Source organism: Marinomonas flavescens (assembly GCF_004352835.1).
In the GTDB taxonomy this organism is placed as follows: Bacteria; Pseudomonadota; Gammaproteobacteria; order Pseudomonadales; family Marinomonadaceae; genus Marinomonas; species Marinomonas flavescens.
On record NZ_SJSB01000009.1, the window covers coordinates 80,757 to 105,424 of the forward strand.

23 protein-coding genes are annotated in these 24,668 nt (G+C 43.9%); 15 read left to right on the forward strand and 8 right to left on the reverse strand.

The genetic code is table 11. From position 1 onward, the window contains the following. Positions 1-100 precede the first annotated feature (100 nt). The 4 genes from E0D70_RS10970 to E0D70_RS10985 are packed head-to-tail and all read right to left on the reverse strand — an operon-like array spanning position 101 to position 4,660. Positions 101-1,504 (reverse strand): DUF3482 domain-containing protein, encoded by a 1,404-nt coding sequence (locus E0D70_RS10970; RefSeq protein WP_133012333.1) that lies wholly within the window; start codon positions 1,502-1,504, stop codon positions 101-103. Continuing rightward, entirely contained in the window at positions 1,501-2,901 is a 1,401-nt protein-coding gene (locus E0D70_RS10975) for a DUF2868 domain-containing protein (protein WP_133012334.1), read from the reverse strand. The genes E0D70_RS10970 and E0D70_RS10975 overlap by 4 nt, the downstream gene beginning before the upstream one ends. Next, positions 2,902-4,143 carry a cytosine deaminase gene (gene codA / locus E0D70_RS10980; protein ID WP_133012335.1) on the reverse strand — a complete coding sequence of 414 codons (1,242 nt, stop codon included), beginning with the start codon at positions 4,141-4,143 and terminating at the stop codon, positions 2,902-2,904. A 34-nt stretch (positions 4,144-4,177) separates the two neighbouring features. Continuing rightward, a complete protein-coding gene (locus E0D70_RS10985) occupies positions 4,178-4,660 on the reverse strand; it encodes an Lrp/AsnC family transcriptional regulator (RefSeq protein ID WP_338068573.1) in 483 nt (160 codons plus the stop codon). Positions 4,661-4,818: 158 nt separating this feature from the next. On the opposite strand from E0D70_RS10985, the gene E0D70_RS10990 reads away from it, so the two are divergent. The 6 genes from E0D70_RS10990 (at position 4,819) to E0D70_RS11015 (ending at position 10,933) form a co-directional block, all read left to right on the forward strand. Beyond that, positions 4,819-5,763, forward strand: coding sequence for a DMT family transporter (locus E0D70_RS10990; RefSeq protein ID WP_133012336.1), 945 nt, complete (start codon positions 4,819-4,821; stop codon positions 5,761-5,763). A 64-nt stretch (positions 5,764-5,827) separates the two neighbouring features. Continuing rightward, positions 5,828-7,015: an amino acid aminotransferase gene (locus E0D70_RS10995; protein ID WP_133012337.1), complete on the forward strand. Its 1,188-nt coding sequence runs from the start codon at positions 5,828-5,830 to the stop codon at positions 7,013-7,015. A gap of 377 nt (positions 7,016-7,392) precedes the next feature. Beyond that, positions 7,393-8,058 carry a DUF2971 domain-containing protein gene (locus E0D70_RS11000; RefSeq protein ID WP_165942895.1) on the forward strand — a complete coding sequence of 222 codons (666 nt, stop codon included), beginning with the start codon at positions 7,393-7,395 and terminating at the stop codon, positions 8,056-8,058. Positions 8,059-8,205: 147 nt separating this feature from the next. Beyond that, positions 8,206-9,579, forward strand: coding sequence for a Fic family protein (locus E0D70_RS11005; RefSeq protein WP_133012339.1), 1,374 nt, complete (start codon positions 8,206-8,208; stop codon positions 9,577-9,579). Positions 9,580-9,663: 84 nt separating this feature from the next. Beyond that, positions 9,664-9,966, forward strand: a complete 303-nt coding sequence (locus E0D70_RS11010; RefSeq protein WP_133012340.1) for a helix-turn-helix domain-containing protein — start codon at positions 9,664-9,666, stop codon at positions 9,964-9,966. Between the two features lie 271 nt (positions 9,967-10,237). Continuing rightward, positions 10,238-10,933, forward strand: coding sequence for a DUF2971 domain-containing protein (locus tag E0D70_RS11015; protein ID WP_133012341.1), 696 nt, complete (start codon positions 10,238-10,240; stop codon positions 10,931-10,933). Positions 10,934-10,979: 46 nt separating this feature from the next. On the opposite strand, the gene ettA is transcribed toward E0D70_RS11015, so the two are convergent. Next, on the reverse strand, positions 10,980-12,641 hold the full coding sequence (gene ettA, locus E0D70_RS11020; protein WP_133012342.1) for an energy-dependent translational throttle protein EttA: 1,662 nt from the start codon (positions 12,639-12,641) through the stop codon (positions 10,980-10,982). Between the two features lie 129 nt (positions 12,642-12,770). Next, positions 12,771-13,676, reverse strand: a complete 906-nt coding sequence (locus E0D70_RS11025) for a DMT family transporter (RefSeq protein ID WP_133012343.1) — start codon at positions 13,674-13,676, stop codon at positions 12,771-12,773. Positions 13,677-13,969: 293 nt separating this feature from the next. Here E0D70_RS11025 and nrdR point away from each other — a divergent pair, with 293 nt between their 5' ends. The 8 genes from nrdR to E0D70_RS11065 all read left to right on the forward strand — a co-directional run bounded on the left by nrdR (position 13,970) and on the right by E0D70_RS11065 (position 19,982). Continuing rightward, positions 13,970-14,470: a transcriptional regulator NrdR gene (gene nrdR / locus E0D70_RS11030; RefSeq protein WP_133012344.1), complete on the forward strand. Its 501-nt coding sequence runs from the start codon at positions 13,970-13,972 to the stop codon at positions 14,468-14,470. After that, positions 14,467-15,609, forward strand: a complete 1,143-nt coding sequence (gene ribD, locus E0D70_RS11035) for a bifunctional diaminohydroxyphosphoribosylaminopyrimidine deaminase/5-amino-6-(5-phosphoribosylamino)uracil reductase RibD (RefSeq protein WP_133012345.1) — start codon at positions 14,467-14,469, stop codon at positions 15,607-15,609. Before nrdR ends, ribD begins: the two co-directional genes overlap by 4 nt. A 102-nt stretch (positions 15,610-15,711) precedes the next feature. Next, positions 15,712-16,854 (forward strand): bifunctional 3,4-dihydroxy-2-butanone-4-phosphate synthase/GTP cyclohydrolase II, encoded by a 1,143-nt coding sequence (gene ribBA / locus E0D70_RS11040; RefSeq protein WP_133012346.1) that lies wholly within the window; start codon positions 15,712-15,714, stop codon positions 16,852-16,854. Positions 16,855-16,865: 11 nt separating this feature from the next. Further along, on the forward strand, positions 16,866-17,342 hold the full coding sequence (gene ribH / locus E0D70_RS11045) for a 6,7-dimethyl-8-ribityllumazine synthase (RefSeq protein ID WP_133012347.1): 477 nt from the start codon (positions 16,866-16,868) through the stop codon (positions 17,340-17,342). Positions 17,343-17,350: 8 nt separating this feature from the next. Beyond that, positions 17,351-17,854, forward strand: coding sequence for a transcription antitermination factor NusB (gene nusB, locus E0D70_RS11050; protein ID WP_133012348.1), 504 nt, complete (start codon positions 17,351-17,353; stop codon positions 17,852-17,854). A 176-nt stretch (positions 17,855-18,030) separates the two neighbouring features. Next, on the forward strand, positions 18,031-18,327 hold the full coding sequence (locus tag E0D70_RS11055; protein ID WP_133012349.1) for a YkgJ family cysteine cluster protein: 297 nt from the start codon (positions 18,031-18,033) through the stop codon (positions 18,325-18,327). Between the two features lie 160 nt (positions 18,328-18,487). Further along, positions 18,488-19,438 carry a thiamine-phosphate kinase gene (gene thiL / locus E0D70_RS11060; protein WP_133012350.1) on the forward strand — a complete coding sequence of 317 codons (951 nt, stop codon included), beginning with the start codon at positions 18,488-18,490 and terminating at the stop codon, positions 19,436-19,438. A gap of 61 nt (positions 19,439-19,499) precedes the next feature. Continuing rightward, positions 19,500-19,982 carry a phosphatidylglycerophosphatase A family protein gene (locus tag E0D70_RS11065; RefSeq protein WP_133012351.1) on the forward strand — a complete coding sequence of 161 codons (483 nt, stop codon included), beginning with the start codon at positions 19,500-19,502 and terminating at the stop codon, positions 19,980-19,982. 101 nt (positions 19,983-20,083) lie between these two features. On the opposite strand, the gene E0D70_RS11070 is transcribed toward E0D70_RS11065, so the two are convergent. Continuing rightward, positions 20,084-20,863: an acetoin reductase gene (locus E0D70_RS11070; protein WP_133012352.1), complete on the reverse strand. Its 780-nt coding sequence runs from the start codon at positions 20,861-20,863 to the stop codon at positions 20,084-20,086. A 234-nt stretch (positions 20,864-21,097) separates the two neighbouring features. Further along, positions 21,098-22,144 (reverse strand): Fe(3+) ABC transporter substrate-binding protein, encoded by a 1,047-nt coding sequence (locus E0D70_RS11075; RefSeq protein WP_133012353.1) that lies wholly within the window; start codon positions 22,142-22,144, stop codon positions 21,098-21,100. A 218-nt stretch (positions 22,145-22,362) separates the two neighbouring features. Here E0D70_RS11075 and E0D70_RS11080 point away from each other — a divergent pair, with 218 nt between their 5' ends. Beyond that, positions 22,363-24,618, forward strand: a complete 2,256-nt coding sequence (locus E0D70_RS11080; protein WP_133012354.1) for a TonB-dependent receptor — start codon at positions 22,363-22,365, stop codon at positions 24,616-24,618. The last annotated feature ends 50 nt before the right edge of the window (positions 24,619-24,668 follow it).

Below are 24,668 nucleotides of genomic sequence, written 5' to 3' on the forward strand. Positions count from 1 at the left end.
TCTGTTACGTCAATTATTCACACATTCTATTATCGTTACGCTGGTCTTACCCTTCCTCAATGGGCAGGGTTTCACTAGAGGATACCCGACTCGAAACCTATTATTTCTGTTTTTTTAGGTCATGACCGTGAGCTTTCAATACGGTTATGATTTGTTGCTTAACGGGTTGTGAAGGGGCCAATGTTTGATCACTCCACTCAGGGTGCTGTTGTGCGCTTTTCCATAAAGGTTTCAAATCATGAATGAGTGTTTTGATGCTCTCTTCAGATTTTTTATTCTCACTAGGTTGGTCGTCTTTACTGTGTTTTCCAAGAGTATAGGCTTGTTGAGAGGCATGGCCGCGTTGGTTAAGGTGAGTAATGAGCGCCAACCCTCGCAAACATAAGACACCTAATGTCGCAGGGTCGACACAGAGGTAATGACGCCCAGTCAGTTTGCTTTTTAATGTGTCTTTGTAGTGTCGGCCGGTTTGCCAGGAAGCGCCTAAAATTGCGCCCATTGCGGTGGCCGCTCCAAGGGATAAACCGCCAGTCATCACATCAACGCCAGCCCCAATTGCTGCGCCTGTCATGGCACTGGCGCCAGTGTTTAGTCCCCATTCTTTGAGTGTATCAAAGGCGAAAATATCCTGTTGCCATTCACCACTTTGAATAGAAAAACTGTCTGGTAATACATCTTCTTTTCGAAACTCGTATAGCTGCAGTAACGATCGAATGAATTGACTTTCTAGTGTACGAATATGTGCTTCGAATGCGCTTACTTCAACGTGCTCTGGCGGGTGTTTTTTACATATTTTTCGGCTGCTGGCCGCGTTGATTTGTAAGTCTGCGAGCGCTTCAATGGCTGCTTTTTGTCGTGATTGGGCGGCGGCTTCACGTGTTGTTAATAAGGCTTCGATGTCGTCGTAGTGATCTGGCATCAAGCTCTGCAAACTTTGATAAAGACGTTTTTCATCTTCAAAATAAAACGCGACAGAGTCGTAGCGCACCACCGCATGAAGGTGACGCTCTGCTAATATTTTTCGCCATGCTTCTAAGTGTGAACTAGGAGCGGCGCTAAAATTTAGAATTGGTACGATAGGTTTACTGGCGCTGGCGAGCAACGTGAGCTCGTCGAGATACTTACCCAAAGGCGCTTGGCGAATATCAATCACGTACAAAATAATATCGCAGCGATCCAATTGCTTCAGGATCTTAGCTTCTTGCTCAAATACATCTTGTGCTAAATGGCTTTGGCAAAAAGGGACGATCCAATCAGAGCCTTGGTATTGATTAAAAGGAGCTTGTTGGCGTGTTTCCCAAAGACCAATAGAATCCTCAAAACCAGGCGTATCGGTCAGAGTAAGTAGCGTTTTGCCGTGTAACTTGATGGCTGCGCTTTCCACATGGCGTGTGGTACCCGCTTGATTGCTGATTTCACCGAATGTTTGCTGGCGGAGCAGAGTACGAACCAGTGATGTTTTGCCTGTATTGGCATGACCAACGACTAAAAGAGAAATTGTCACAGTATGTCCTTATCATCCAACAAGGCGAAAAAATGGTCTGGATTAATGCCGGACTCCAGTCCTGTGCGCTGCCAGTCATTAGCAAACGGTGCCTTTTTCCCATTGGCGATCACTAAAGACAGGTCAGGATATGATATTACCGCGTTTAATAAGAATCGTCGTGAGCCACGGTCTGGACTGTGTTCGCCATCCACCAAAATATAAACAGGCTGCGAGTACTGGGCGATTAAAAAGGTCTGTTGTTGTGCCGCGTCGTTGAGCGTGGTCAGCGTCGTCGTTCCAGCGAGGCATTGCGGTACCGCTTGGCTCCATTCAAACAACCCCCAGACTTGGCTGAGAGCATTATTACTTATTGGTGTTAAGTCGCTTGTATTTTGGTTATTTGGACCTTGCGTCTGATGAGCTCGCTGTTCTTTATCGAACTTTTCTTTATCAAGTATCTGGCTGATAGATTGCTCTTGGTAACGTCGCTCGATAGCGTGTTCTTGCGTTGTTTTTGGCAAGGTCAGGCGTTTAAGGCGATACATAGCAACACTGAACAGACTCAATAGCAGACGAGGCGCTACGCCATATAACATTAAACTGGCGAGTAGTAAGCTCGCCCAATGTTGTCTGGTGCTGGCGGTTTGCGAAATGATATCTACACGGCTGGCGAGAATGTCCACTTGGTTCGGCACAGTAATGCCAAGTAGGCTAGGTAAAACGCTTAATTGCTGGGTTAGCCAAAGAAATTGCTGATCGTTTAATAAGGTGGTTTCCCAGACAAAATTCACTTGGTTTGTGAGTAGTAATAACAGGGTCATTAAAAAGCCAGCGAATAAATAACTGAGCCAAGCGGTGTGTGAAATAGCACTCAATAACCAGCGATTTGAATGAGCAGGGCATTGCCAGTGCCAAAATGCCGAGCTGGCATCCGTGTTGATATGTGAATGCTTACTAATCTTATGATTTACGAATATCAGCGTATTTAGAAGAAAGCCTTTAGAGTGACGAGTGTTACGCCCCAGCGCCAACATACCAATGAACCAGATGACGAGATTGAGCCCATGAAAGCCCAACATAACAATTAAGAGCCAGAAAATATTCACTTTACCAGATGCCGAGACCGCAAAAGCAGGAGGAACCGCTAATAATCCAAGCACAAACGTTAGCGCAAAAATAACGCATAGACCACGGACAAAGTAGCGTTTTAACTGTGCGGCTTGGGCAAGGTAGCTTTTGCTCGGCGGTACGGTATTTAAGGATTGCAGCGCACTCTTGAGATTCGCCGCTCGGTTAGGCAGTCGAAACTCAGTATTGGATTCTAGCCAAGCGGCAATGGATAACTGTGCGCGCTGTGAAATGCCTACTTTTGATGCATCAAGCGGATCTTGTTTTTGTTTAGACGATAAAGACATTTACAAACTGACTCGTTGAGTAACGGTGGAAGGCTGACGTTGCATCAGAATTTTACCATGACGCATATTTAATAATACCTCACCTTGATTGCGCAGTACGCTGTAATCGTCTTCACCGCTTAACAAAATGGCATTGGCTGGATGGCCTTTGACAATTCCGTACTCTTTAAGCTGCATCAACTTGGCGCTGTTGTCGGTAATAAAATCCAACGCATGAACAAAATCGTCGTGGCCCATCATTTGGCAGATGTGCAAACCAAAATCCAATGAGCGCAGTAGTTTGCCGTTACCGAGTGAGTACCATGGGTCGAAAATAGAATCCTGCGCGAAACCAACGTTCATACCCGCCTCGCTGAGCTCCTTAACACGAGTTAAGCCGCGACGTTTTGGGTAAGCGTCAAAGCGACCTTGTAGATGAATGCTTTCAGTGGGACAAGACACAAAATGAATGCCGGAATGTTTCAGCAAACGAAATAATTTCGAACAGTAGGCGTTATCGTAAGAATGCATCGCCGTTGTATGACTGGCTGTGACCCTGTCTCCAATACCAGCTTGCATGGCTTCGTGCGCGAGAAATTCTAAAAATCGTGAGTTAGGGTCGTCGATTTCATCACAATGCACATCGACTAAACGATCGTACTTTAGCGCCAGTTGAATCAAGGTTTTTACCGATTTTTCACCCAGTTCACGAGTGTATTCGAAGTGTGGAATCCCGCCGACCACGTCTGCGCCTATCTGCATGGCTTCTTCCATCAAGGCTTCGCCATTCGGGTAAGAATGAATGCCTTCTTGTGGAAAGGCGACCACTTGAATATCCAGTGTCTCTTTTAGCTCATCGCGTAATTCACAGAGGGTGCGCATGGCAATAAGAGAGGGGTCAGTAGTGTCGATATGGGTACGAATATGTTGCACGCCATTGTCTATCAGTAGAGACAAAGTTTGTTTTACGCGCTGGCGAATGTCGTCACGGCTAAGCATGGGCTTGCGCTGTGACCAACGCTCAATACCTTCGAACAAGGTGCCGCTACGATTCCATTCCGGCTCGCCTGCGGTGAGAGCGGCATCCAAATGAATATGAGGTTCAACAAACGGCGCACAGAGTAACTGACCATGGGCATCAATATCGTCAGCACTCTTGATGACCGTCGTATCCTGCTTAGTTATCGCAGCAAACACACCGTTTTCGATCTCAACGGTGTAGCACTCGTTTTTGTGCCTTAATCGCGCGTTGATTATTCTCATATCCAGACTCCTATACGACAGCGTTTTCTTCAGACTATGCCTTTGTTTTACCTGATGCTTTTGTTAAAGGCAAAGGCGCAGCGGTCTTAATCGCGCGAATGGCAAAGTTACTGTGAATGTCTTTGACGTGAGGGAGTGTTTGAACTTCTTTCAGGATTCGCTCGTAATCCGGTAGGTCCTCAGCAACCACTTCTAAGCGGTAATCTGCGGCTCCAGAGGTTAAATAGGCGCTGATTACATTTTGCATCGCCAGTACGCTGGCTTCGAAGGCACTGCTGGCGCTTCCCGAATGATTGTTCAGACTGACCTCAATAAAGACAGTCATCGAAAAGCCAATTTTTACGCGATCTAAGGTGGCTCTATAACCTTGTATCAATCCTTTACTTTCCATTTGCTTAACACGACGAAGGCAAGGCGAGGGAGATAGATTAATCTGTTCTGCTAGCTCGACATTGCTGAGCCGACCATCGTACTGAAGAAGGGTGAGTATTTGAGAGTCTGTCTTGTTAATATCCAAATTGGCATACCTTTATGATTATCGTTATTTAATTAATATATTGTGCTAATAAAAGCATTATTTAGGGAGATAATAGCAAGGACATGTCCTCGCGTCTTTGTTCATAATACTGTTCATGAACTCTCATTAATGAAACACGTATTTTGTTGGAATAGACCATGTCAGAGTTAACACATCCTCAGCCATCTCCAGAATCAAGTTATCGTCACATTGCAACGGGAACGGCTTTTAAAGTTGGTTTATTGGCGGCGTTTATTACCGCGTGTATTTGGGCGAGCTGGCTTGTCAGTGTAAAAATGGGGTCACAGTCCGCACTGACAACATTTGATTTGGCGCTGATGCGCTATGGTATTCCTGCTTTAGTGTTATTTCCGTTTTTATTTCGCTCTCGCCGCTTGCTAATAAAGGTGCCTAAGTGGACGTTATTAGGCATTACGCTTGGTGCGGGTGTGCCTTTCTTTTTTCTTAGTTCGGCGGGGATGCACTTTGCCCCTGTTTCTCATGCCGGATTATTAATCCCTGGTATGTTTCCTTTATTCGTGTCTGCTATTGCCGTACTGGTGTTTAAAGAGCGCCTTAGTCGGCCTCGTTTTATAGGGCTGATGCTGATTCTAATTGGTGTGGTGGCATTGGTTGTGCTGTCTATGTTGTCGTTAAGTGGGGATGTATGGAAAGGGGATTTATTGTTCATTGGCGCCAGTTTCTTTTGGGCTGTTTATACCATCAGTTTACGTGTTGCTGGTTTGCCTCCGTTAGCGGCAACGGGTCTGCTTGGGTTAGTGTCGACTGTTATTTTATTTATGCTGCTGGTAACGGGTGTTGTCTCGTCAGGGATGAATCAGGTCAGTTTTAGTGAATTAGCGGGGCAGTTTTTTGTACAGTCTCTCTTAGTTGGTTTATTAACTGGGTTTAGCTACGGCTACGCTATTAACTTACTGGGAGCTGAAAGAACGGCGGCAATGGGAGCATTAACGCCCGTATTAGCGTCTTTGTTGGCCATTCCTTTGCTACACGAAGCCATTGGCTTTGCTGCGATACTCGGCCTGTGTTTTGTCAGTGTCGGGGTGGTGTTGGCAAGCGGTATTGTGAAAATCTCGCGCTAGCTCATTGGCATTAACTGTCATTTTTTGTGCTGTCTCGTCTCTAAAATCTAAGGATATATACGTTATGTTTGCAGATCTTCTTCCTGCCGCGAAAGACCCTATTTTATCTCAGTCATTCATTTGTCAGCAGGACCCACGAGCTAAGAAATTGGATTTAGGTATTGGCGTCTATCGAAATGAACAGGGAGTCACGCCGGTATTAAGTTCCGTTAAAAAGGCCGAAACGCAGTTGTTGGCGACTCAAGACAGCAAAGCTTATGTCGGTCTAGCAGGCTGCGAGCGCTTTAATAATGCCATGATAACTTTGTTATTAGGTCGTGACTCAACACGCACAGAAGTCGTGGGTGTGCAAACACCTGGAGGAAGTGGGGCTCTGCGATTATTGGCCGATGTTATTGCGCTTACGAATCCTAATGCCACTGTTTGGTTGAGTGATTTAAGTTACGCTAATCATGCGCCTATAATGAAATCGGCGGGCCTTAACGTCGCCTATTATCCGTATTTTGATGCCATATCCAAAACAGTCAATGAACCTGCTATGTTGGATACCATCGCTAAATTAGGCAAAAATGATGTCGTGCTACTGCATGGCTGTTGTCACAACCCAACTGGCGCGGATTTAAGCTATGCCGCTTGGCAAACGATAACTGATATGACAAATGTCCAAGGCTTTCTGCCTTTTATTGATATCGCTTATCAAGGTTTTGGACGTGGCATGGAAGAAGACGTGGCTGGTTTTCGTTATTTAGCAGAGAGAGTGCCTACGTACTTAGTCGCCAGTTCGTGCTCTAAAAACGTTGGCTTGTATCGCGAACGTACTGGTATCGCCGTGATTGCATCCAGCTCGCTGGCCCAGAGTGAATGCATCAAAAGTCGAATTATGGAATGCGCTCGAAGTACTTACACTATGCCACCAGATCATGGTGCCGCTATTGTTCGCACCATCTTAGAAGACGCCTCATTAACAGCGGAGTGGTTAACAGAAGTGACTCAGATGAGGGAGCGTGTTCAGAGCGTACGAACCTCTCTAGCAAGCGCGCTAAGAATCAAGACCGGCACCTACCAATTTGACTTCATTGAGCAGCATCAAGGCATGTTCTCCGTCATTGGTACCAATGACGACCAGCTAAAGCGTTTGCGAGAAGATCATGCCGTCTACCTTGTGGGAGGAGGGCGAATGAACTTAGCCGGACTGCAAGAGCGTGATGTCGAGTACCTAGCAGAATGTTTAACAAACGTCATGGCTCGATAGGTTTGCGATAAGACTGCTTTGGTTGCATTGACCAGTGAGCATAACTGCAGGTGTTTCCTGACAACCGTTTACCTAAAAGTAAGCGGTTTTTTTGTTTCCACTAGGAAATTGCGTTACCGTGAAACTGTTGGAAGAAGAGTGCAGGATGTTCTGAGTGTTGTTTGAATACTACCCAAAGAGCTAAACAAAGCAGACGAGGTAGACAAGACCACCATGCGTAAATTTGATGTCCATGTCTAAGCGTCAACGACAAGCTTGTTAAAAATGGGAGCAAGGCGAACGCCGCCCCAAGATGCTGTGCTGAAAATACTGTCATTGGCTGAAAAAGGAATCGATGTGATTGCCTAGTATGCCAAACGTTATCGATGGAGTATTTGATGAATCTATATAAGTTTCAAACGATCAATAACCTCTCGTTAGAAGGGTTAATCAAACATAGCCTGTATTTTGCCAGAACTGATCAGTTAAATGACCCAACAGAAGGTATGTTCGCTTTAGAAGGGCACAGTAAAGATTTAAAAAAATTTGGCATTCTTAGTATGACGAAAGGAGAGCCTTCTCAAATAGAAAACTCCCCTTTTATGTGGGCGCATTACGGTAATGAGTTAAAAGGTTTCTGTTTGGTTTTTAGTTTTGATAGTTTTGTTTCAAGCATAGAAAATTCCGTATTATTCAATGATGATGTGCATTATCAATCTGGTAGAACCTTGTTAGATCCATTGTCTGGCGACCAAGGGTTGGAGCCGCCACCAGGTGTTGATCATGACGTGTTACGCGACAAAAACATGTATCGAAACCTTTTTTTTCAAAAGCCGAAAGAATTTGAAAATGAGAGGGAGTATCGCTTTATAACGGAAACATCCGACTCTCTACAATATGATAAAAAGTCCTTGTCTAAAATCATCATCGGCGAGCGGATGGAGAGCTGTGATGAAACCGTCTTACTGAGTGTTCTCGGAAACTTAGGACTGTTAAACAAAGTGGAATACGCGTACGTACAAAAAGACAGCTTTAAGATCCAAATCGGAAAATTCTTCCTCTAACCCCATCAAAAATCGATAAAACGACCATGCGGAAGTTTGAGGTTTTGTGCTCCTAAAGATGTGCCTGTCTCAAAATCCTATTTTTTTGAGACAGATATATGTTTCTTTGTTATCTTTATCTCAATTACTCTTGTTTTTGAGATAGCCATGATTGCTTCACCGCCTAAAGAATTGATAAAAAACCCAACTCAGTATCTTGCTAGTCAGTCGGCAGAAATGTTTGCAGATCATATGGAGTACATGAACCCAGTAGATAGCAAAGGGCGGTACTTTCATTTTGATGAACTTAAGCACCGTCTACCCAAAAAAATAGATCCTTCAGTGGTATGGTCTCTAATGAAAGAGGCTAGAAATAAGCAGAAGCACGTCCTTTATTTTATTGGGAAAGATGAGGATTTTAGCTTCCCTAGCTTTTGCCTTACTCCAACGATTCAAAAAGCCATTAGTGAAACGGATCGCAATACCACAACTGCGGCACTTGAGTGGATGTGTAACAAGATTGGAGAGCACAAGCATTTAGATTATTTGCTAAATGACCTTATAGAAGATGAAGCGATTAGCAGTAGTCAGCTAGAAGGTGCCGCGACAACGACGAAAGTAGCAAAAGATATGCTAAAGCGGTCGAGAAAGCCCAGAAGCCTTGATGAGAAAATGATTCTCGGCAATTTCAGGATGATGAAGTTTGCGTGGGAGCATAGAAATAAAGACCTTTCCCTTGAGTTTATAGAGGAGCTTCATCAAATTGGTGTAGAGGGAATTGAAGATGAAAAGTATAAGCCGGGTGTGATTCGCACCACTGATGATGTGGTTGTAGAGAATAATGATGGCGAAGTAGTTCACACGCCGCCAAAAGCAGAACATTTGAATACTCGGCTTAATGCGCTAGTAAAGTGGGTTAATGAGGATCATCACAACGCAGAGAGTGCGGATTACATCCACCCTTTAGTAAAGGCCATTACGCTGCATTTTCGTATTGGCTATGAACACCCTTTCCATGATGGAAACGGTCGTGTCGCCAGAGCATTATTTTATTGGTACATGTTTAAAAATGAGTTTGCTGCGTTTCGTTACATTGCAATCAGCTTGCTATTAAAAGAAGCCCCTGTGCAATACGGTAAAAGCTACCTTTACACTGAAACAGATGGCATGGATCTAACTTATTTTATTGACTACCAATGTCGCATTATTATTCGAGCAATTAATAAGTTCAAAGCGTCTTATAAAGAATCAGTCGAACAAATGGAAACCTTCAATAGATGGCTTTGGGATTCAGGCTTGTATCGTAAATTGACGGACAAACAACAGACCGTTTTCCAAGTGGCAAAAAGTGAGAGAGCCGTTTCTTTTACCATCAATAATGTGAAAGATAATCTTGGTTGCTCCTACAATACAGCGGCGACAACATTAAACGGTTTGGTTGAACTAGCGCTATTTAAGAAAGAAAAAGATGGCCGTGAATGGGTGTACAAAATGATCGACCAAAAAGAACTGGTTAAATCATGGAAGGCTGTTAGCAAATGATCTAGATATTCATTCTAGAGCTAAAATTAAAAACGAAAACCGTTTAATTAGCGACAGTCGGTGCTAGTGGAAAAGGAGAGGATCGTGAGTGATATTTTAACATCTGTACATAAAACAGCCAAAGGGCTAAGCAAAGTTGGTGTGATAGACAAAACGACTATGCGTAAGTTTGATGCATTGTGCCTCATGTCTATTCATGAATTTACGCCTGAGAAAGTTCGTCAACTACGACTGGCTAACAACCTCTCTAAACCTGTTTTTGCTCAATACCTAAACGTCAGTGACAAACTCGTCAAAAAATGGGAACAAGGCGAAAGTAAGCCTAGAGGCGCCGCGCTGAAAATGCTGTCTCTTGTAGAGCAAAAAGGGATAGAAGTGATTGCCTAGCCAGTCTCTTCTCCTTGTGCCTTGTGAGGGGGAAGGTCTGAAAGAGTACATCTGAAACACCATTGTTTAAGGGCGACTACCAGACCCTTTCAACCAAGTCTACACCCCAGTTATATATTGCAATACGAATAAGGTGGCGCCCTATCTCTAGCTTTTTTCTCAATATTGTTCCACTTACATTCTGAAATGAGATATGAGATATGAGAGACCGCGTGTTATATGATGGATCAATGTTTAATTGCTCATTAAGTTTTAATGGACTAGGAATATCATGAATTTATATAAATTTGGAACTGTAAGTGTGAATTCGTTAAGTGCTTTAATCGAGTCAAGCTTGTACTTCGCTAGCTCTAAGCAATTAAATGATCCTACTGAAGGGATGTTTGATATATTTAGTACTATAAAAAAAGATGATGTTGGAATTCTTTCAATGGCAATTGGTGAAGCTAGTGAGATAGCAGAATCTCCTTTCTTTTGGGCTCATTACGGAAATGAGCTACGTGGGTTTTGTCTTGTGTTTCATAAAGAATGTCTTATAAATAGCTTGAATGCTCCATCACATAAAAAAGTTAAATATGTGCATGGAAGGTCCTTTTTTGGACCATATGAAAATCAAGGTGTTGAGAATGTTTCTGGCGCTAATTTAGAGCAAAACTATAACTGGCAAGCTCTTGCGCATTGCCTCACACAGAAGCCGTATGATTTTTGGAATGAAAGAGAATATCGTTTCCTAAAGCATTCATCTGGTCTAAAAACTTACCAGAAAGAGGATTTAGTTGGGATTCTAATAGGGGAAAAAATGGAGCAAAATGAAATGGGGATTTTACTTCATATTATTGAAAAACAAGGATTGTTAGATAAAGTAAGTTTTGCTGGTACAAATACAAATAGCTTTAGAGTTTATAAGCAAGATCATCTAAAAACGTCCTATAAAAGAGCAACTAAAAAAAACCACTTCCATTTCTGAAAGCGGTTCTCACTCTAAAACCTAAACCAATCCTATTAACTAGGAATTACGCATCAATACGTTTGTATTTGATACGTGTTGGTGTGGCTTCGTTGCCTGTGCGTTTCTTGTGGTCGATTTCGTATTCTGCGTAGTTACCTTCGAAGAATACCGCTTTTGAATCGCCTTCGTACGCAAGGATATGTGTGGCGATACGGTCAAGGAACCAACGGTCATGGGAAATAACAATCGCGGCGCCGGGGAAGGCCAGTAGTGCGTCTTCTAGTGCACGCAATGTTTCTACGTCAAGGTCGTTTGTCGGCTCATCCAGTAGCAATACGTTGCCACCTTCTTTAAGCAATTTGGCAAGGTGCAAACGGTTACGTTCACCACCAGACAAGTGCTTAACGAGTTTTTGTTGATCTGACCCTTTGAAGTTGAAGCGACCGATGTAAGCACGAGACGGAACTTTATAGTTATGCACCGTGATCATGTCTTGGCCGTCAGCGATGGATTCAAAAACGGTTTGTTCGCCGTCTAGTTCACGCATTTGATCCACGTAAGCCAGTTGTACAGTTTCACCAAGAGTGACTGTGCCTGTGTCTGGTTGTTCTAGACCGGCGATCATTTTGAACAAGGTTGATTTACCCGCGCCGTTACCGCCGACCACTCCAACGATCGCACCTTGCGGTACCACCATGTTGAAGTCTTCTAGTAGCATCTTGTGTTCGAAACTTTTGCTAACGCCTTCGATTTCGATGACTTTCGCGCCAAGGCGAAGGCCTGGTGGAATGTACAATTCGTTGGTTTCGTTACGATCTTGGAATTCTTTCGAGCTCATTTCTTCGAAGCGAGCAAGACGAGATTTCGATTTAGACTGGCGACCTTTGGCGTTTTGACGAACCCACTCAAGCTCAGATTTAATGGCTTTTTGATGAGAGGCTTGTTGCTTCGCTTCGGTTTGTAGTCGAGCGTCTTTTTGTTCCAACCAAGAAGAGTAGTTACCTTCGTATGGAATACCGTGACCACGGTCTAATTCAAGAATCCAGCCAGCGGCGTTATCTAGGAAATAACGGTCATGGGTAATCGCCACAACGGTACCGGGATAATCTTTCAAGAAGCGCTCTAACCAAGCAACGGATTCTGCATCCAAATGGTTAGTTGGTTCGTCTAGAAGAATCATGTCTGGCTTGTCTAGCAATAGACGACACAGTGCAACACGACGACGTTCACCACCAGAAAGGTGTTCTACACTGGCTTCCCAGTCAGGAAGGCGAAGGGCATCCGCCGCGACTTCTAGCGCACGTTCTAGGTTGTGACCTTCTTTGGCTTCGATCAAAGCTTCAAGCTGGCCTTGTTCTTTTGCTAGGGCGTCAAAGTCTGCATCGGGTTCTGCGTATTCTGCGTAAACTGCATCTAAGCGAGCCATTGCTTCAATAACATCAGCAAAAGCTTCTTCTACGATGCCGCGAACGTTTTTTGTTGGATCAAGATGAGGTTCTTGTTCCAAGTAGCCGATTTTGATGCCGGGCATCGGGCGAGCTTCACCATTATGCTCAGTGTCTACACCGGCCATAATACGAAGCAGGGTGGATTTACCAGAACCGTTAAGACCCAATACACCGATCTTAGCGCCCGGGAAGAATGAAAGAGAAATGTCTTTAAGAATTTCGCGTTTAGGAGGTACGACTTTTCCTACGCGGTTCATGCTGTAAACAAACTGAGCCATAAGCGAGTTAATTTCCTGAAGTAGATGAGTAAATAAGTGAAAGCGCCTCGTTTTTCTTTGCCCTAATGAACCAATAAAAAGCGAGGGGCGATGACAAAACAAAGTGCCCTTAGGATAGCACAGCTGACCCTAATGAAGAATAATCAGCGCGGCTCCCATAACAACTAAACTTGCGCCTAGCCAAGCGCCACCCGAAGGTCGTTGTCGGGTGGTAATCCATAGTCCAGGTAAAATTAATACAGGAACCGTGGCCGATAATGTGGTTACTAGGCCCACGTCGGCGTGGCCAATTCCCCAGACCAAAACGCTCATGCCAATCACCATACCGACCACCGCAATGGTGGCTAATCCCATAAAATCTTTGCTGGTGAGGTTCTGAAAAGGCGTGGCGCTTACGGGTAAGTGATGACGGTAATAGAGCCCATAAGCAAGAATAAGGGCGATAGCAGCGGTGGACACTCGTAATGCCGATACGGCGATGGGGTCTGCGCCATCAAGCAGCGCGGGTTTACTTAGCAAGGCGCCACTGGCTTGGCCTAAAGCACCGCCTAATGCCATCAGGATACCGACACTTAAACGGCCTTTGGTTTGTTCCCAGTCGTGAGTTTGTTGGCGTTTGCCAAAAAGGATCGCAATGACCACACCAATGAGCACTAACGCGCAGGCGAACAGTTGCCATAAGGTGAGTGATTCGTTTAAAAACAACCAACTCAATAGGATGGCGATAGGCGCATTGGTGGCGAAAAGAATACCCGCTCGTCTAGGACCAAGACGATGCACAGCACTGAATAAACACGTATCGCCTAGGAAAATACCTAATATGCCAGACAGCATTATGGAGTTTTTATGTGCCCATAAAGAGGGATCAAAACGGTGTGTTATGACGCTGATGAAGAGCAAAATAGCACTGGCGGTTACGATTCGAAAAGTATTAAAACGCATGGTTCCAAAACGTTGAATTAGTTTAGGTGCCAGCAAGCTAGATATTGTCCAGCACAGCGCTGCCACGAGCCCTGATAATTCTGCGAAAGGCATTTTATATCCTTATATATTCATCTTATTCGGTCTTTTTTTGACCGTTTTTGTTGTTTTAGTCGCGTTTTTTACATTGTACAAAGGTCTTGGTTTATAAATCTATTGATTCTTAATAAAGAGTTAAGACAGGTAAATGACTTAGCCTCATGCCCTGTGATCTAAATCATTTTATGGTGCGTTGGTCGGGTACCACTTGGTAGCTATATTTAGATGAGATTGGTATTATTATTGATAGAAAATAGAGTCGTTTAATTGGCTTTTATTACCCTTTTTACCGTCATTCTGGAAATGCCATGCGATGTCCATTTTGCGGAACGCAAGATACCAAAGTTGTTGATTCCCGCCTCGTCTCTGAAGGTTCTCAAGTGCGCCGTCGTCGTGCTTGTAGCCATTGTCAGGAGCGCTTCACTACATTCGAAGTGGCTGAACTGCAAATGCCTAAGCTGATTAAAAGCGACGGCAGTCGAGAATTGTTCGACGAAGAAAAACTGCGCAGTGGTATTTTAAAAGCCATTGAAAAACGCCCAGTCAGTATAGAGGCAGTTGAAACCGCAATTACTCGCATCATGGAACGAATGCAAGCCACAGGCGAACGCGAGTTACCGTCCCGCTGGACTGGCGAAGCAGTGATGGAAGAATTGCAGCGCCTTGACCAAGTTGCCTATGTTCGATTTGCTTCCGTGTACCGAAGCTTTAAAGACATTAGTGAATTCCGCGATGCTATTGATCATCTAGAAAGCAATAAAGATGACGATGCACCATTGCCCGTTTTGAACGAAGAGAATAAATCATGACTTATAATCACGAACACTGGATGGCAAAAGCGCTACAACAGGCTCGAAAAGGTTTGTACTCAACGCACCCAAATCCAAGAGTGGGTTGCGTTATCGTTAAAGAAGATGAGCTGATCGGTGAGGGTTACCACGTTCGTACTGGGGAAGGTCATGCCGAAGTGAATGCCCTAGCGAACGCCACACAAGATGTGACCGGAGCGACGGCGTATGTGACATTAGAGCCATGTAGCCATCATGGGAAAACACCCCCTTGTGCTGATGGTCTCATTAAAGCGGGTATCGCGCGTGTTGTATTTGGCACACAAGATCCAAACCCTGAAGTAGCGGGTAAAGGGCTTAAAAAATTAAAAAAAGCGGGCATCGAGGTCATCGGGCCGGTATTGGAAGCAGACTGCATATCGTTAAATCATGGCTTTATTAAGCGTATGCGAGAAGGCTTGCCTTTTGTGCGTGTAAAAATGGCGATGAGTGTTGATGGTCGCACCGCCATGGAATCTGGCGAAAGTCAGTGGATTACAGGTGCTGCAGCGCGCCAAGATGTGCAGCGCTTACGAGCGCAGAGCGATGCCATTGTAACGGGTATTGGCTCGGTATTAGCTGATAACCCAAGTATGACAGTGCGCATTGATCATTTAGATCAACCAACAGAAGCCAAAAATGTTCGTCAACCACTTCGTGTAGTGATGGATACGGCGCTGTCTATTCTTCCAGACGCTAAAATTCTTTACCCAAGCCATCAAGCTTGTGTGTTTGTCGTGGAAGAAGAAGTGGAGTCTGAGCATCTTGATGTGCTGCAAGAAAAAGGCGTAGATATTCGTTTTGCACCTCGTGGCGAAGATGGTCGTTTGGATTTATTGAATGCCATGGAACAATTGGCCGATGCTGGGATTAATGAAGTGTTGGTTGAGGCTGGAGCCGAATTAGCCGGTGGTTTTATACAAGCAGGCTTGGTCGATGAAATTGTCGTTTACATGGCCCCAAAACTGCTTGGTTCGACTGCTCGACCCATGTTTCAGCTGCCGTTGGATCAAATGGGCGAAGCGCTGGATTTAGAGTTAACGTCCGTGCGTCAAGTGGGTCAAGACCTTCGCTTAGTTTATGTTCCTAAATATTTAGATCATTATGAAGACGACGCATAGAAACAGATTTCTAATACGATGAAAAAGATAAAGTACGACGCGTAGTATTCACAATGAGCTTGTCCTGACACTTGTCCTTATATAACAAGAAGTGAGATTAAGATGGCGTTAAACAGTGTAGATGAAATTTTAGGTGATTTCCGTCAAGGTAAAATGGTTATTTTGATGGACGATGAAGATCGTGAAAATGAAGGCGATTTAATCGTTGCAGCAGAATGCATTACTCCAGAAATCATTAACTTTATGGCGGTTAACGCGCGTGGGCTAATTTGCCTGACGTTAACGCCACAGCGTTGTAAACAGCTGAATTTGCCTTTGATGGTCAATGATAATGGTACGGTTTATGCGACCAACTTCACGCTATCGATTGAAGCGGCAGAAGGCGTAACGACGGGGATCTCAGCCGCAGATCGTGCGTTAACCGTGAAGCGTGCAGTGATGGCGAATGCGAAACCATCAGACATTGTTCAGCCCGGTCATGTATTCCCTTTGATGGCGCGTGCTGGTGGTGTATTAAGTCGTGCAGGGCATACTGAAGCAGGTTGTGATTTGGCTCGTATGGCCGGTTATGAAGGCGCTTCTGTCATCGTTGAAATCATCAATGATGATGGAACAATGGCACGTCGACCAGATTTAGAAAAGTTTGCCGAGAAACACGGCATAAAAATTGGTACAATCGCCGACCTGATACATTATCGTACGCTGAATGAAACCACAGTGGTTCGTGAAAACGAACGTACTGTGCAAACAGAGGCGGGCGAATTCAATCTGATTACCTATCGTGATACCGTTCAGGGCTTATCTCACCTTGCTTTTGTAAAAGGCGAAATTAGTGATGATGAACCGAGTTTGGTTCGCGTTCATGTGGCCGATCCTGCGCGTGATTTTGCAGGGATTCTTAGTGAGTCAGACGAGCCTCGTTGGTCGATGAGTAAGTCACTTGAATACATAGGTAAAGCAGGGAAAGGTGTGGTTGTGTTGATCGACAGCCCAGATAAAACCAATGATTTAGCGAGCAGTTTTGAAGCGTCGCTGTGTCCACCTGCTGGAAAAGGGTCAGATAAAAGTGGTTCTGGCACGTATTTGACAGTGGGTACTGGATCACAAATTTTGCGAGACCTTGGTATTCGTAAAATGCGTTTATTAAGTTCACCGAAGAAATTTTCGGTGACGGGCTTCGATTTAGAAGCGGTTGAATTTATTCCTTATCCGGGTGTTGATACAGCAGCCGTGACACAAGATTAAGAGAGATGATAATGAACGATATTACTACCTACGAAGGTCACTTCGCAGCACCAGGTGCGAAATTCGCTCTTGTTGTTGGTCGCTTTAACAGCTACATCGTTGAAAGTTTATTAGAAGGTGCGGTGGACACATTAGTGCGCCATGGTATTCGCAAGGAAGATTTGACCATTGTTCGTGCACCTGGTGCATTCGAAATTCCAGTGGTCGTAAAAAAAGTGGCTGACCAAGGAAAGCACGATGCCATTATCGCGTTAGGCGCGGTCATTCGTGGTGGTACGCCACATTTTGAATATGTTGCTGGTGAGTGTGTGAAAGGCCTTGGCCAATTAGCGCTACAATATGGTATTCCGGTATCTTTCGGCGTGTTGACCGTAGATACCATTGAACAGGCGATTGAGCGTGCAGGTACAAAAGCGGGCAATAAAGGGTCAGAAGCAGCATTGTCTGCCCTAGAAACCGTGGCTGTCCTACGTAGTCTGGATAACTGAGGCAAAAAATGAGCGAAGTGGAAACAACAAACGACCAAAATCCGGCACCGAAGAAACGTAAGGTAAAAAAACCTTCACGTTCTCAAATGCGCAGTGCTTCTCGTCGTTTGGCACTACAGGCGATTTACCAATGGCAGATGAATCATTCACCTGTCAGTGAAATCGAAACACAATTCACCCTAGACCAAGACATGAGCGAATGTGATAAGGCCTATTTCCGTGAATTGTTGCAAGGCGTTACTAGTCGTGCAAAAAAATTAGACGATTTATTCGAAGAGCTTTTGGATCGTTCGTTGAGCGAATTAGACTCGATCGAACTTGCCGTTATGCGTATCGGTGCGTATGAATTGTCTGAGCGTTTGGATGTTCCATATCGTGTTGTTATCAACGAAGGTGTTGAGCTTGCGAAAGGATTCGGTGCATCAGAAAGCCATAAATACGTTAATGGTATTCTTGATAAATTAGCACAACGCGTTCGTCGTGAAGAAATCGCGGCTCGTCGAAACAGCTAAAACATTGTCTTTTCGGCGATGTGAGTCAATGAGATAACGCCATTGTGAAATGGCAAATAGCCCCAGTAGGATGACTGAAAAGTGATCATGCAGGGGCTTTTTTATGGCTAATATACAATTATTACCTCTTTGTATTTTGCAGTACTATAGAGCGACTTAATTAACGATAGATAGCAATGACCATTCCGATTAAAAATGTCACCGTTCCAGAAGTTTCGTGCTCCAATTGTGAGGCGTGCTGTTGTCGCTTAGAGGTCATGATTATTACTGATACAGGCGTGCCAGAGAAGCATATTTCTGTGGATGAATGGGGGGCAGAAACCATGCTGCGTTTAGACGATGGCTGGTGTTCCGCGGTCGACCGTGACACCTTGATGTGTACTATTTATGAAAATCGCCCGTGGATTTGTCGAGAGTTCGAAATGGGCTCCTATGAATGCCTTGACGAAAGAGCTGAAATCTTAGGGCGCTAAGCCGCGATGCCGTGTCTGACATTGTTTGGCCAATGGGGTATTCTCTTTAGCCATGAATAACAGCCACTGTAGGGTCTCATTGTCAGGCTTTCTAGTACGATAGTCAGATTTTCTAGTGCTATGGTCGGGCGTTAAACGGTATCAGAAAAAGGGTATTCTGTTGAAAGAATTTGAGTTAATACAAAATATTTTCCAAGCCTCAATGATGGCGGATACGCATGGGCGTAACGATATATTATTGGGTATTGGGGACGATTGCGCGCAAGTCGTGGTGCCTTCTGGTCAAAGCTTGGTTTTTTCGATGGATACCTTAGTAGAAGGGCGGCACTTTCCAGTAGACGCAGACCCTGTAGATATTGGCTACCGAGCCGTTGCCACTTGTGTGAGTGATTTGGCGGCAATGGGTGCGAAACCCGCTTTTTTCACACTCGCTCTCACGATTCCAGAATCTGATCCGCAATGGCTTGCCGGTTTAGCGCAAGGCATGGCTGAGCTTGCAGAACCCATTGGATTGATTTTAGTTGGTGGTGACACAACAAAAGGGCCATTAACCATTACCTTACAAGTGCATGGCTATGTGGAAGCGGATCAAGTACCACTGCGTTCTCATGCTAACGTCGGTGACGATATTTACGTGACTGGTCTGTTGGGTGATGCCAGCGCTGCGGTGCCGATTGTCACGGGAGAGGTTCAAGTAACCAGCGAGCGTTTTGACTATTTTTATGATCGATTTTGGCGCCCCCAACCGCGTTTAATTGCCGGTATGGCTTTAAAACGAGTCGTGCATGCGATGATGGATATTTCTGATGGACTGGCGCAAGATCTTCAGCACATACTAAAGGCGTCCGGTGTCGGGGCAAAATTAGAGGTTCATGCACTGCCTATTTCTAATGAGTTGTGCCAATGGCAACCAGAGCTGGCAACAGTGCTTGCGTTAACCGGTGGTGATGATTATGAACTTTGCTTTACCGCGTCGCCAGAGATGGCCGAAGAGATTTCGTTAATTACCCAGACATTGCATTTGCCTTGCACTAAAATAGGGACCATCGTGGAATCTGGTTTTGAAATTGATGGTTATCATAGTGAGCTAGAAGGCTGGCAACATTTTTAATGAGCAAATGACGATGGTTATTTACTCTAATTTTAGATTTTAATAGACACGGAAAATATTCATGGCACATCCTGTACCTCGTTCCATTTGGCGAAATCCAATACATTTTTTAGCATTCGGCTTAGGTTCGGGCGCAGCACCAAAAGCACCAGGTACGTTTGGTACGCTGGCGGCGGTTATACCTTTCTATTTTATTCTTCAGCATTTAACGAATCAGCAATATTTACTGATGCTGATTATTACCTCGATCGTGGGTATTTATCTTTGTCATAAAACGGCCAAAGATTTAGGCGTTCATGATCACTCTGGGATTGTCTGGGATGAGTTTGTCGGTTACTGGATTACCATGTGGCTAGCGCCAGCAGGCTGGTTTTACATAGTGCTGGGTTTTGTGTTGTTTCGCTTGTTTGATATCTTGAAGCCTTGGCCCATTTCTTGGTTGGATAAAAATGTCGGTGGCGGCTTTGGTATCATGGTAGACGATATTCTAGCGGGTGTGATGTCGTTTGTTGTGCTACAAGCCTTGGTTCATTTCGTTTTTTAGCGCCTAGAGACCTGTTATTTCTTTGTGATGGTCAGATAAGAAAGCCACCATACGAGATGTATGGTGGCTTTTTAGTATTGTCATTTATGTTTGTTGATCGGTTAACGATAAACCATGCCACCATCGATCAATGGTGCTTGCCCTGTCATATAATCAGAGTCTGGGCCAGCAAGATAGGATACAAAATTTGCGACATCTTCTGGTGTTTGCGCACGACCAAGCGCGATACCTTCTACATATTTTTTGTAGGTTTCACCTTCCGCTGCTCCGGTGATTTCAGAAAAGCGTTTATCAATCTCAACCCACATGTCTGTTCCAACTACGCCAGGGCAATAAGCGTTTACTGTGATACCTTGGCTTGCGTACTCTTGCGCCGCAGCTTGAGTTAGAGCGCGAACTGCAAATTTGGTAGACGAGTAAACACCCAGCAGAGCAAATCCATTATGACCTGCAATGGAAGATGCGTTGATAATTTTGCCTTTTTGCTTGCGAGCAATAAATTTTTTCGCGGCGGCTTGAATTCCCCAAAGCGTACCGCCGACGTTTATTTTTTGGATTTTATCGAGCTCTTCTGGTGTAACATCCGAAATCGCTTGTACTTGCGCGATACCCGCGTTATTCACCATAATATCAAAACCACCTAATACTTTTTCAGCGTGGTCGATCGCGGCATAGACTTGTTTTTGATCGCTAACATCGGCTTTAAAAATGGCTGTTTTTCGTCCTAAGCCTTCTATTTTACGAGCGACAGCAAGTATTTTTTCTTCGTTTAAATCAACTAGAGCAATATCAGCCCCTTCTTTTGCTAAACGTAACGCAATAGCTCGACCAATACCTTGTCCAGCACCAGTTACCAGTGCGACTTTACCTTGTAATGACATAATCCTACCCCTTGTTGTTGTGGATGAAACAATACAATTGAGTGGCAGAAAATCGTTTTTATGTCACTCGCGCGACATTAGTTTACTGCTAGTAACAACGAGCCTAGTAGACATAGATCAAGAAGTGACCTGATAAAAAGAACGAAGAAAATGACGTTGATGATTACTTTTGTATAAAGAGAACCCTCTTTTATTTTGAGCCTAAAAAATGAGAGGGTTAGTAGTTCTAGAGGCTTATTTCCAGCCACCTTGATCCATCAGCTCTACCGCCAACCTATTGTTTTCACCTAAGGCGCTCAGAGATAGGGTGTCAGCTTTAAATGTGCCAAATACTTGTAAATTTCTCGGTGCAGGAATACCGACTTTAACAGGGTATTCATTATTAACGTCTGCATACCATTTTTGACTGTCTTCACTCGTTAAAAATTGCATTAAACGTCGTGCATTCCGAGTGTTTTTAGCCGAATTAGTCATCCCAATACCACTAACGTTTACGTGAGCACCACGCTCGTCAACACCTTGGTTTGGCCAAAATAAAGCGAGGCTTTGGTAAGTCTTTTGATCTGTTTTATTGTTGCTTTGTCCCATGCGTCCAAAATAGTAAGTGTTCGCAATAGTCAGGTCACAAACACCAGCCGCCACGGCATGAAGTAAGTCAGTATCACCGCCAAATGGTGGTCTAGCAAGGTTGTCCACAAAGCCTTTTATCCAGTTCAGTGTGTTTTCTTTTCCTTGCGTTGCAATCATCGAGGCAACTAATGATTGATTATAAATATTTGATGACGAACGGGTACATATCTTGCCTTTCCATTTTGGGTTGGCAAGGTCTTCATATGTTGAAAAGTCAGACTTATTAATTCGCTTCGGATTATAAAATATTACTCGTGCACGCTGAGATAAACCGTACCAATAGTTATCTTTGTCACGTAAATGAGCAGGAACTGTTTTGGTTAGATAATCTGTTTCAACGGGTTTGAGAACACCAGCTTCTTTCGCCCGAAATAATCGTCCAGCATCCACTGTTATAAAAATATCTGCAGGGCTGGCATCGCCTTCGTTTATCAGTCGATTAAGAAGCACATCCGCATTAGCGGTTATTAAATTAACATTTACTCTGTATTTTTTCGCAAAAGCATCTAACGCAGGCTTGATAAGCGCTTCTTTTCGGGCGGAATATACATTTAAATTACCGCTGGCATAGAGGTTGGTTGTCATTACAAAAGCAGTAATAAGCGCCCCATTTACTAGTGTTTTAAGCGGTATTGTTAAGTTTAATTTCATTTTCTATAAGACCCATCGAGTGTTTAGTTTTTATAACGTAATGATATTAATTATCATTACTATTCATGTCCAGTATCAAATCCATAATTTTCCATCTAATTCATTTGTAAAATAATGTAAACATTATGACGTATCAGGTTGACTAAAATTATTAAATGCTAATAATAATCAATCTCATTTATAAGAATTTAATATCACTTTAGATCGGGGATAGTTAATTGGAACATATCAATATTCGTAGTTCAGTCGAAGGCAGTCGATCAGCGTCGCTTGCTCCTATGAAAATGAGCTTAATAGCGTTGGCTATTTCAGCTTCATTTGCACCTCAAGTATTTGCCGCTGAGAAAACATTAGATACGTTATTAGTTGAAGATACTGAGGTGGCAGGAGACGACAATCCATACGCAGAGGCTGGGGCTGGGTATAAAGCAAAAAAAATGTCTGATTCGAAATATACCCGAGACATAGCGGATACACCTAAAACCATTACCGTTTTGACAAAGGAGACGATAGAAGATTCTGGTAAAACGGATCTAGAGTCTATTTTGAGCGCTCAACCAGGCATTACTTTAGGTACAGGAGAAGGTGGCAACTCCTTTGGCGATCGTTACATAATCCGTGGTTATGAAGCGAGAAGTGATGTGTATACAGATGGTTTACGTGAGCCAGGCCTTATTTCTCGAGAAACTTTTGCTTTAGAGCAGGTGGAAATTTCTAAAGGCCCCAGCTCTACTTTTGGAGGTCGTGGAACGACAGGGGGAGCGGTAAACTCAGTAACCAAGAAAGCATCTTATAACGAAGATTTTGCCATCATTGGTGGCACCATAGGTACGGATAATAAGAGGCGTTTTACACTTGATACTAACAAAGTTGTAAATGATGAATTTGCCATACGATTTAATGCGTTGCTCTCTGATGCAGATACAGATCGCGTAGAAGACGCGATAGACCAAGAGGGGTTTCTCATTTCTGCGGTTTATGAGCCAAATACTGACGTTACTATTAGCGCAGATTATTATTACTTCCGAGCGAATGACAAACAAGATGTTGGTTATTCAATGGATAGCAATACGGGAGAGGTGAGAAAGTATGACTATGTTGGACAAAATGGCTTAGATTTTGACAAAAGCGAAGCGGATATTGCAACGATCAAGGTAGAAGCTTATTTAACTGATGATTTGCGCTTAGAAAACAAAACACGAGTCGGTAAAACGCTTAACGATTACATTACTTCTGCGGTGCAAGGCACTTCATCATTTACAGCCTTTAATGGCTGGCAGGAAAATGAATATGTAGGAAACCAAACGAACTTTATTTGGGATTCTATGTTGTTTGGTAAACGAAATTCTTTTGTTGCGGGTGTTGAGTACGCTGATGAGCGTACAGACGCGAATGGTGGTCGAAATAGCACGGGAGCTTACACTGTAACGGGCTTACCTATTACGGTTGATCCATTGAATGCAGACAATTCTATATGGCAGGGATCTGTCACTAGAAATAATGAGGCTTCTAGTACAGCGAGAATTAAAACCTTGTCAGCCTACCTAATGGATACCGTCACTTTGTCTGACGATTGGGAAGTGCATGGTGGTGTTCGATATGATTATTTTGATTATGATGCATTTATTGCCGCATCGACGGATCGCGGAGGTAACGCTGTAGCTGAGAGGAATTATAAGTACAGTGATGGCTTCTTTAATGGTCACTTTGGGGCTGTATATTCTCCATGGGAGCATGGGAATGTTTACGCTACTTGGTCAACGTCTTCTAATATTAATGGCGGGGAAATAGATTCTGTTTCTGGTTGTGGCTATGGCGGTGTTTGTGTTGATTCTGATGGAAACTACAGCAATGCAGAGCCAGAAAAAACAACCAATTTAGAAGTAGGAACCAAATGGAACCTGATGGATCACAAGTTATTATTAACGGCTGCTCTGTTTCAAATTACGAAAGACAATGTGATTGAAGGAGGCAATGACTCCTATCAGTCTGGCGGTTCTCTGAATACGGGTAAAAATCGAGTACGAGGTATTGAGCTTGGCTTATCTGGTAATGTAACGCCTAAGTTGAGTGCGCAAGCAGGGCTTGCAATAATGAAGTCTAAAACATTAAAGTCTTACGACGATACTAATGTTGGTAAGCCAAAAGCCAATTTTGCTGATAGAAGCGCTAACCTCCAAATGAAGTACCATTTCACGCCAAAATTTGGTCTTGGCGCAGTAGCAACCTACTCTAGTGAAATCTTAGGTGGACAACCTGATGCAGGGACATCTGCAGACACTAACATACGAGCTCCTTCTTATGTTGTGTACGATGCTTTTGCCACTTATCAGGTTAATAAAGATTTTGACCTTCAAATGAATGTGCAAAATATTACGGATAAAGAATACTACACAGCAATCTATCGCGGCGGTAATTTTGTTTACTTAGGCGCTGGGCGTTCTGCCAGTATTACGGCCAAATATAAATTTTAATTTATGGCTACTGAGTTGAGCCATTAAAGTCAAAGGCAGTTGCTAACCCC

Excerpts from the sequence above, each read along its gene's own strand:
- E0D70_RS10975 (WP_133012334.1), bottom strand. The coding sequence starts at position 2,901 with ATGTCTTTATCGTCTAAACAAAAACAAGATCCGCTTGATGCATCAAAA.
- codA (WP_133012335.1), bottom strand. The coding sequence starts at position 4,143 with ATGAGAATAATCAACGCGCGATTAAGGCACAAAAACGAGTGCTACACC.
- E0D70_RS10990 (WP_133012336.1), top strand. The coding sequence starts at position 4,819 with ATGTCAGAGTTAACACATCCTCAGCCATCTCCAGAATCAAGTTATCGT.
- E0D70_RS10995 (WP_133012337.1), top strand. The coding sequence starts at position 5,828 with ATGTTTGCAGATCTTCTTCCTGCCGCGAAAGACCCTATTTTATCTCAG.
- E0D70_RS11000 (WP_165942895.1), top strand. The coding sequence starts at position 7,393 with ATGAATCTATATAAGTTTCAAACGATCAATAACCTCTCGTTAGAAGGG.
- E0D70_RS11005 (WP_133012339.1), top strand. The coding sequence starts at position 8,206 with ATGATTGCTTCACCGCCTAAAGAATTGATAAAAAACCCAACTCAGTAT.
- E0D70_RS11015 (WP_133012341.1), top strand. The coding sequence starts at position 10,238 with ATGAATTTATATAAATTTGGAACTGTAAGTGTGAATTCGTTAAGTGCT.
- ettA (WP_133012342.1), bottom strand. The coding sequence starts at position 12,641 with ATGGCTCAGTTTGTTTACAGCATGAACCGCGTAGGAAAAGTCGTACCT.
- E0D70_RS11025 (WP_133012343.1), bottom strand. The coding sequence starts at position 13,676 with ATGCCTTTCGCAGAATTATCAGGGCTCGTGGCAGCGCTGTGCTGGACA.
- nrdR (WP_133012344.1), top strand. The coding sequence starts at position 13,970 with ATGCGATGTCCATTTTGCGGAACGCAAGATACCAAAGTTGTTGATTCC.
- ribD (WP_133012345.1), top strand. The coding sequence starts at position 14,467 with ATGACTTATAATCACGAACACTGGATGGCAAAAGCGCTACAACAGGCT.
- ribBA (WP_133012346.1), top strand. The coding sequence starts at position 15,712 with ATGGCGTTAAACAGTGTAGATGAAATTTTAGGTGATTTCCGTCAAGGT.
- ribH (WP_133012347.1), top strand. The coding sequence starts at position 16,866 with ATGAACGATATTACTACCTACGAAGGTCACTTCGCAGCACCAGGTGCG.
- nusB (WP_133012348.1), top strand. The coding sequence starts at position 17,351 with ATGAGCGAAGTGGAAACAACAAACGACCAAAATCCGGCACCGAAGAAA.
- E0D70_RS11055 (WP_133012349.1), top strand. The coding sequence starts at position 18,031 with ATGACCATTCCGATTAAAAATGTCACCGTTCCAGAAGTTTCGTGCTCC.
- E0D70_RS11065 (WP_133012351.1), top strand. The coding sequence starts at position 19,500 with ATGGCACATCCTGTACCTCGTTCCATTTGGCGAAATCCAATACATTTT.
- E0D70_RS11070 (WP_133012352.1), bottom strand. The coding sequence starts at position 20,863 with ATGTCATTACAAGGTAAAGTCGCACTGGTAACTGGTGCTGGACAAGGT.
- E0D70_RS11075 (WP_133012353.1), bottom strand. The coding sequence starts at position 22,144 with ATGAAATTAAACTTAACAATACCGCTTAAAACACTAGTAAATGGGGCG.